The 8555-nt window shown below is 26.7% G+C and carries 7 protein-coding genes and 1 pseudogene; all 8 read right to left on the bottom strand.

Translation table 11 applies throughout. From position 1 onward, the window contains the following. Nucleotides 1-369, bottom strand: a 369-nt coding sequence (locus tag I4V63_RS13910) for a hemerythrin domain-containing protein (protein WP_196001837.1), incomplete at its 3' end; no start/stop codon positions are given. A gap of 194 nt (nucleotides 370-563) precedes the next feature. Next, a pseudogene (locus I4V63_RS13905) lies at nucleotides 564-836 on the bottom strand (hydroxylamine reductase); the annotation flags it as partial. A gap of 165 nt (nucleotides 837-1001) precedes the next feature. Continuing rightward, nucleotides 1002-2186 carry a cation:proton antiporter gene (locus tag I4V63_RS13900; RefSeq protein WP_196001836.1) on the bottom strand — a complete coding sequence of 395 codons (1185 nt, stop codon included), beginning with the start codon at nucleotides 2184-2186 and terminating at the stop codon, nucleotides 1002-1004. 197 nt (nucleotides 2187-2383) lie between these two features. Continuing rightward, complete coding sequence (locus tag I4V63_RS13895) at nucleotides 2384-4648, bottom strand: sensor histidine kinase (RefSeq protein WP_196001835.1); 2265 nt, start codon at nucleotides 4646-4648, stop codon at nucleotides 2384-2386. Further along, a complete protein-coding gene (locus I4V63_RS13890; protein WP_196001839.1) occupies nucleotides 4623-5327 on the bottom strand; it encodes a response regulator transcription factor in 705 nt (234 codons plus the stop codon). Before I4V63_RS13890 ends, I4V63_RS13895 begins: the two co-directional genes overlap by 26 nt. 226 nt (nucleotides 5328-5553) lie before the next feature. Then, nucleotides 5554-6063, bottom strand: coding sequence for a DedA family protein (locus I4V63_RS13885; protein WP_196001834.1), 510 nt, complete (start codon nucleotides 6061-6063; stop codon nucleotides 5554-5556). 395 nt (nucleotides 6064-6458) lie between these two features. Next, nucleotides 6459-7712 carry an ATP-binding protein gene (locus tag I4V63_RS13880; RefSeq protein WP_196001833.1) on the bottom strand — a complete coding sequence of 418 codons (1254 nt, stop codon included), beginning with the start codon at nucleotides 7710-7712 and terminating at the stop codon, nucleotides 6459-6461. Next, on the bottom strand, nucleotides 7713-8387 hold the full coding sequence (locus I4V63_RS13875; RefSeq protein WP_196001832.1) for a response regulator transcription factor: 675 nt from the start codon (nucleotides 8385-8387) through the stop codon (nucleotides 7713-7715). Nucleotides 8388-8555 lie beyond the last annotated feature (168 nt).

Raw genomic sequence — 8555 nt, 5'->3', positions numbered from 1 at the left:
ATGTGTATATGAGATTGCATTTGCTATGACATCTAGCTTTGCTTCTTCCTCTCCAGCTTTTACTTTTTCTAAAGTAGAAACTAACTCTCTAACATGTAATCTTCCTAAATCATGCTCTACAAGCATACCATGATTAACAGCCTTTTCTGCTGCCTCTCCTAGTTCCTCTACCATTTTAATAAAAAGTATTTTCTCCTCTTTTTTATGATGATGATTATCTGCATAATTTCTAATAAAATCTATTATATTATCAAAATCTTCATATATAACTTCTTCGTTATTTAATATTTTAAAACAGCATTTTCTTATTACTTGTAGCATTCTAAGAATATACTTATGTTCTTCATTCATTATTTCTATAGCCTTCATTCACTGTACTCCCTTTATATCTTTCTTAATATTGCTTTAACTTATATTATTACTATACAGTAAATTACCATTTTATTTCATAACAAACATTACATTTTTAAAAAAATAATTTAATTTCACATATTATCTTCTTTATATAATAAAGGTATCTAAATAATTATCTATCATTTAAATACCTTTATGCTATTTCACTATTATATTTCTTGTTTCAAACAAGTCTTTAAATCATCTTCAGCTGTACTTATACTCCTTAAATCAAAAGTATCAACTAAATATTGAAGAACATTTGGACTTAAAAATGCTGGAAGTGTAGGTCCTAAGAATATTCCTTTAATTCCAAGTGATAATAATGCTAATAAATCAGCTACAGCCTTTTGTTCATACCAAGAAATAATTAATGACAGTGGTAAGCCATTAACGTCAGTTCTAAAAGCATCTGCAAGTGCTGTTGCAATTCTAACTGCATTTTCTATAATTTCACTTATATGATTCCACTAAAATGTAAAAATTATAGTTAAAATAAAAAAGTAGCTGAATAGAAATTAATATATAATTCCTAATTCAACTACTTTAATTGTATTAATATTTATTTTTAGTTTAATTTGATCATTACTTCTTACTAAATATAATAATTATACACTTTCATTTATTTCTTTAATTTCATATGCTTTCTTTAATAAAATAGGTGTGATTATTGCACATACTATTACCATTATTATAACAGCTGGTAAAAAATAAGTATTCATAATCCCCATCTTCATTCCTTTGTTAGCTATTATAAGTGCTACCTCTCCCCTAGACATCATACCTATCCCAATTTGTACAACCTCATTTTTATTAAACCTACAAATTTTTGCTCCAAATCCACAACCTATTACTTTTGTTAGCATTGCAACTGCTACTAGTGCTATTGTCATTATTATAATTTCAAAACTCATTTTTGGTATTTTCATATTAATTCCTATGCTAGCAAAGAAGATCGGTGATAATAGCATATATGAAATTATATCAAATCTTCTTGAAATATATGAAGTTTCTCTATTTCTTGATAATACTAATCCTGCGGCAAATGCACCTGTAATATCAGCTACCCCAAAGAACTCTTCAGCTATAAATGCCATTAATAAACAAATAACAAATGCACCAATAACAAACCTTCTCTTATCTACATCATATCTTTCTATCCACTTTCCAAAAAACACATATACTAAATAACCAATAACAACTGTAAAAACTAAAAATCCTATAATTTTTAATAATACTATTCCAATATTTATAGATTGATCAGCCATACTTGTTATTACTGTTAAAACTAAAATTCCTAAAATATCATCTATTATTGCAGCACCTAAAATTACATTTGCTGATTTTTCGCTCATTTTACCTAACTCTCTAAGCGCCTCAACAGTTATACTAACAGAAGTAGCTGTTAATATAGCCCCTATAAATACATTTTGTAAAAATGCACTAACAGTTGTTAAACTTCCATCATTAAAAATATATGCTACAACGGTACCTCCAATTAGTGGTATTAATACTCCCATACTTGCAACAATAAATGCTGATTTACCAACACTTTTCAATTTACTTATATCACTTTCTAAACCTGCAGTAAACATTAATACAATTACTCCAAGCTCTGCTATCATACTTATAAAATCAGTTTCATTTAAAACATTTAATACTGATGGCCCTAGTATAACCCCCGCAAGCAATGCACCAACAACTTGCGGTAAATTAAATTTTCTTGTTATTAACCCCAATAATTTCGTACTTAATAAAATTAATGCAATATCTAATAAATATTTGTATGACATTAACCCACCCCCACTAGTAAACGTCTTATTCTTTATGAAGTAATATATTTATAGTATTTTAAAATTATACATATTAATAATAGTATAATTTTAAAAATCATTCTATTTATAAATCTATAAAGGGAGTATAGTAAATCATACTTAACTATACTCCCTTTATCTTATAACATATTATTTTTTATTCTAGTTTATTACTATTATTTTTCAAAAATAATAGTAACTTTAAATAAATCTCCATCTACACTTATATTAAACTTTCCATTTTGAAGTTCAACAAAGCTCTTTGCTATTGCAAGGCCCAATCCTGATCCTTCTGTATTTCTCGATTCATCACCACGAACAAACCTTTCTGCTATTGTATCTACATTAAATGTTATTTCTTCTGCAGCCATATTTTTCATTACTATTTCTACAGAATCTTCACTTTCAACTATATCTACAAATACTCTTGTATTAGGCATAGCATATTTAGTCATATTTATTACTAAATTTTCAAAAGCCCTAAAAGTACGCTGACTATCTAAAGGTATTATCACCTTTCCTTCTGGTAAGTTCTTTCTTACTGTTAAATTGGCATCTTCAAGCTTATCTTCAAGTTCAAGTAAAGTTTGCTTCATTAAAGCTACAACATCAATATTTTCTATATTTAAGGTTATATTTCCACTTGTTGCTTTACTCATTTCAAATAAATCTTCTATTAATACTTGAAGCCTTTGAGCCTTTCTATCCAATGTGTCAATATATTGCTTACGCTTTTCTTCTGGTAAATTTTCATCCTTCAATAAATCTGCATAAGTTATTATAGCTGTTAAAGGAGTCTTTAAATCATGTGATACATTTGATATTAGGTCCGTTTTCATTTTTTGACTCTTAACTTCTTCATCTACAGCTTTTTTGAAACCTTTTTGAATTTCTTTTAAATCTTCTTTAAAAGGTTCAAAAAGCCCTAAATCTTCTTCTATATTAACATCTAATTTTCCTTGCGCAATTTTACTTGTAGCTTCTCTTAACTTACTATATTTTTCGCTTATTTTATCTACATATTTTCTTATTACGAAGAATAAGACTATTGAATATAGTATAACTACAGGAATTCCAAAAAACCAAATCGAAGTTATTATTAATAATATTACTGCATTTATTACTAATAGTTTTATTATTAACTTATTGTTTTTCTCTCTTAAATCTACTTTTGTAACTTCATCTAACGTTCTTTTAATAATTCTAATAAAAAACATTAATACTATTCCCAATATTGTTCTTCGCTTGAAGTATTCTTTAATTCCCAAATTAAATATATACTTTATTATTAACACAGCAAAGAATACAACTGCAAATTCTATAAACCAATTAATAAAGTTTAATGCCCATATAACCTTTTCTGTTCCAGTAAACCAATCAACATTAAATCCAACAAAATGTTCTAATTGCCCATTTAATGCAGGATGAATCATATACCCAGAAGATAAAATCAAAAGTGCTACTGTAAGTGATACTATAATTATCCAAAATTCAAATGGTATTTTGGATACCCATTTAAATAGAGGTGTTTCATTTGCTCTTTTAATAGGGAATATTAATGCAGCTATCGCCACTAATGTAGCTATTATCATTACCGCTACCCCACCTACAAGTTCATATCCATATGCCTCTGCATTTCTAATTCCCCATGATATTGAATCATTAAATACTAAATCCTTAGGCACTGCATATACAAAAGCCATATTTTTAATTGGATTCATAGTAGCATTATAATAATAACTATCATAGTCATTATCACTTAAGAAATCACTTAAAGCAATTTTTAAATTGTATTCTAAATTTTGAATACTAGCTCCCTTAATATCATTAATTGTTAGATTACCATTTTCATCAAAATTAATAGCTACGTAAAATTGATATTCATCCTTCTTTATTGATGATAAATCTATATTATTTTCAATAATACCTACTTCATAATTCATATTTGTTTTTGTTCTATTATTAGCTTTATCATAAGAATAATATTGCAAATTTGCAAGTTGACTATCTATAATTCGATTCCAATAATTAAAATTAGAATTAAACCCATTTAAAAATTCACTTTCGTTGTATTCTTCATTGTAATCTTCATTATTATCATATATGTTTTTTTGTATATTTAATAATGTTGATGCTGGGTCTAGGGTTCCCCCCGCTTTTTCATTTAAAGAATTATAATACGAAGAATACAAAGTGCATGCTAACTTTTCCATAAAATCATATTCTTCAAAATAATTTGTATATGAAACGTTTTTTGCATTTTCTTCTATCAATGGATATGATGCACACATCCCCAATGCTGCTGTTGCTATAATTGCTATAACTAATAAAGTTGCTATAAGACTTCTACCCCTATAATTTGACTTTTTTATTTCATTAATATTATTTTCAGAATCATTAAATTCTTTATTATCATTACTGCTTTTCAATTTTGTATCCAACTCCCCACACCACCTTCAAATATTTTGGATCTTTCGGATTAATTTCAATTTTTTCACGTATTTTTCTTACATGTACCATTATCGTATCAGTATTTATTGCTTGTTCATTCCATACTCTTTCATATATTTCATCAGCTGCAAATACCCTTCCTGGATTTTTTATAAGCAAAGCTAATATTTTAAATTCAATTGGTGTTAACTTAACAGGTTTTTCATCAACAGTAACTTCTTTTGTATCAAAGTTTAATTCTAATCCACCAACAATATAAATATTATCTTTAGCTTCAGGCTCTTTTACCATATTTAAAAATTTTGAGTACCTTCTTAATTGTGAATTTACTCTTGCTAATAACTCAAGTGGTCTAAAAGGCTTAGTTACATAGTCATCAGCTCCTATATTAAGACCCATTATCTTATCAACCTCTTCTGATTTTGCAGAAAGCATTATTACAGGAAAATCATTATTTTCCCTAAGTCTCATAACAAAAGTTATACCATCCATTTTAGGCATCATTACATCTACTATCGCTAAATGAAAAGTTTCTTTTTTTAATAATTCTAATCCTTCTATTCCATTATTAGCTATAAAGACATTGTATCCTTGATTATTTAAGTATGCTTCTATTGCAATTGCTATATCATTTTCATCTTCTACTACCAAGATATTGTATGAGCTCAAATTATTCATTTTATTTACCCCACTTTTTTTAAAATTTTTGAACGTTCATTTATTATAAATAAATTTTATTTTTCAAAACTAAATAACAACTATATATATTTCTAAAGAATTTCTTAAGTAATTTTAAACACTTTTCTTATATAAATTTAGCCTTCCTATTATGTTTTACTATAATCCACGAAATAATAGAGGTTATAACTTTATAACCTCTATTATTTCTACTTAGTTATCTAATGTATTTAAAGATTCCTTCTCCTAAAATATAACCTGCTGAAATAAATACTCCATTCCATATAAATATTCCACATGCTGAATATATAGTATATTTTAAGAAGTCCATTTTCAGCACGCCAGCTGGAATAGCAATAATTGTTCTTGCTACCGGTATTAATCTACTTATGAATACCCCCATATGTCCTTTACTTTTTAAGTAATTTAACTTCTCATCTATGTAATCCTTCTGCTTTGGAAATTTATTAGTATATTTTTTTAAAAGAAAGTTTCCTCCATAAAAACCTAAGAAGTATAAACACCAACTTCCTATTAGTCCTGCAATAACTGAAAGAAATAAAACAAATGGAAAATTCATATTTCCTCTTGATATCCATAAACCTGCTAACGGCATTATTATTCCTGCTGGAAGCCCTGGTAGGTTTAAATATTCTAAAAATACAATTACAAATATAAATATTACTCCATACTGTGCCAAATAATCCAATATACTATTTACATCCATATGTTAATCCCTCCAAATTTATCCTTTACCCATTATATTAATTTTATAATACTATTTAAAAATAAAGAAGATAATTATAATAATCTAAAGAAATTCTTAAGAATTTAACTTCTTTCATAATAATGCACATTAAAAAGAGCCTATTTTAATGAAGCCACTGATAAACTAAAAATATTGGTTTAGTATCAAAATTTTAGGATAATTTCACAGGTCAAATATGTCTAAAAATTTAGTAGAGAGCCCTTAGAAGCAATTCTGATTACTCCTATTTTTTACCATGCAATTTAGACAAAATTAAAGGGCACTTTTTCATTGCCCTCTTTTTATAATTATCTTTCATATGAATTATATTCTATAATGTAATAGTTTTTTTATTTAAATTAAAAATTATAATATTAATTTCCTATTTTTAATTCATTGATTAACTTTTGCTTTTCAAAATATACTGGTAACTCTACAATAAATGATGTATACTTCCCAATAACACTTTCAGCATATATTTTTCCCTTATGCTCTTCAGTTATTGCTTTGGCTATAGAAAGCCCCAGCCCATATCCACCAGTTCCTCTATCTCTAGAATTATCAACTCTATAAAACCTTTCAAAAATCTTTTCTAAATGTTCTCTTTCTATCCCTTCACCAGTGTTTTTAACCTCTAATCTAGCCTTATTCTTTTCTACACTAAGAAACACTTTAATTTTACCACTTTTATTTGTATATTTAATTGCATTATCCATTAATATACTTATAAGCTTTTTAATTTGATCCTTTTCTCCACTAATAAATACGTTATCATTTATATACTCTTCTAAAACTAATCCCTTTTCAAAAATTACTACTTCAAAAACAAGTAAAGCATCACTTAAAATCTTATCTAATTCAAACTTAGTTACTTCACCTTTTTTCTTATTAGCATCAAGATTTGCTAATGATAACATTTCATTAATCAAAGTAGACATTCTACTTGCTTGAGAATCGATATAGTTAACCCATTTTCCTTGACTCTCTACAGTTTGTTGCTTATTTTCATTTAATATAGAAACATTAGTTTTAATAATAGTTAATGGTGTCCTAAGTTCATGAGATGCATCTGCTATGAATTGCTTTTGCTTTATAAAAGTTTCTTCTAAGGGCTTAATAGCCTTATTAGTGAAATAAATACTTATTATAAATAATACAATTAAACTTAATGCTCCTACTATAAGAAATATTTTTAATAAATTTCCTAATACAGCTTGCTGAAATGATCTACTTATTAATACTATTATTGTTCCGCTACTAATACTCTCTTTCAAATAAGCATAGCTTTCTCCATCAACCTTGATACTATCCATTTCTTTTGGGTTATTAACCACCTTTTCAACCATTCCATTAATATCCATATAATCAGTATTTAATCTAGAAGTAACATTAATAATTTCATTTTTCATATCTAAGTCTATTTTTATTGACATGTCCATCTTATTATCTTTTGGCTTAGGCTTTTGTTGCTGTTGTGCCACCATTATACTATCCCAAAGTTGTATTTTCATATCGTTATTTAAACTATAGGCCGTAAATACATATATTGTTCCAAATATCCCTACAAAAACAGTAGTTAAAAGAATCATATTTATAAATATAAATTTATTCTTTAGTTTTTTGAACATTTAATTTTCCTCCAACTTATATCCAACACCTCTTATAGTTGTGATACCAGTGCTTGAATTAACATAGCTAAGTTTCTTTCTTAAAAATGAAATATATACTTCTATATTATTGTATTCTGCATCTGAATCATAACCCCATATCTTACTTATAAGATCATCCTTTGTAACAATTGTCTTTGGTCTTTGCATAAAACATCTTATTATTTCGAATTCTTTTAATGAAAGTTTTATACTATTACAAGGTCCCTCTAATTCATAACTTGAAATATTTAATTTAATATCTCCAACTTCTAAAATATTATCATTTATAATTTCTCCCTGTCTTCTAGTAAGTGCTCTTAGCCTTGCTAATAATTCTTCTGTTGCAAAAGGCTTCGCTAGATAATCATCCGCTCCACAATCCAAACCTTTTACCTTATCTTCAATTTCTCCTTTTGCAGTTAATAAAATAACAGGAGTTTTTATATTGCTCTTTCTTAACCTTTTAAGCACTTCTAATCCATTAAGTTTAGGAAGCATTATATCTAATACTATTACATCGTATATATCTGTTAATCCATAATCTAATCCATCTTCACCATTATATACCGCATCAACTACATATTTATTTTTAGTTAATATTTGATTAAGAGCTTCTGAAAGCTGTATCTCATCTTCAACAAGTAATAACCTCATTAATTTCTCTCTCCTTAACTTTCATTATCATTCTTTACTAAAAGTCTACCACACAAATAAAATTTTTAGTTAACTTTTAAGATTATTTTAAGCTTACAGTACTACTGTAAAACTTATAAATAAATCCAAATTTAACAAGGCTATAAAAGAAAATATATCAGTTAATTA

The sequence above is a fragment of the Clostridium sp. 1001271B_151109_B4 genome (genome assembly GCF_015670405.1).
Taxonomy (GTDB): domain Bacteria; phylum Bacillota; class Clostridia; order Clostridiales; family Clostridiaceae; genus Clostridium.
This window is presented reverse-complemented; position numbering and strand designations above follow the sequence as displayed.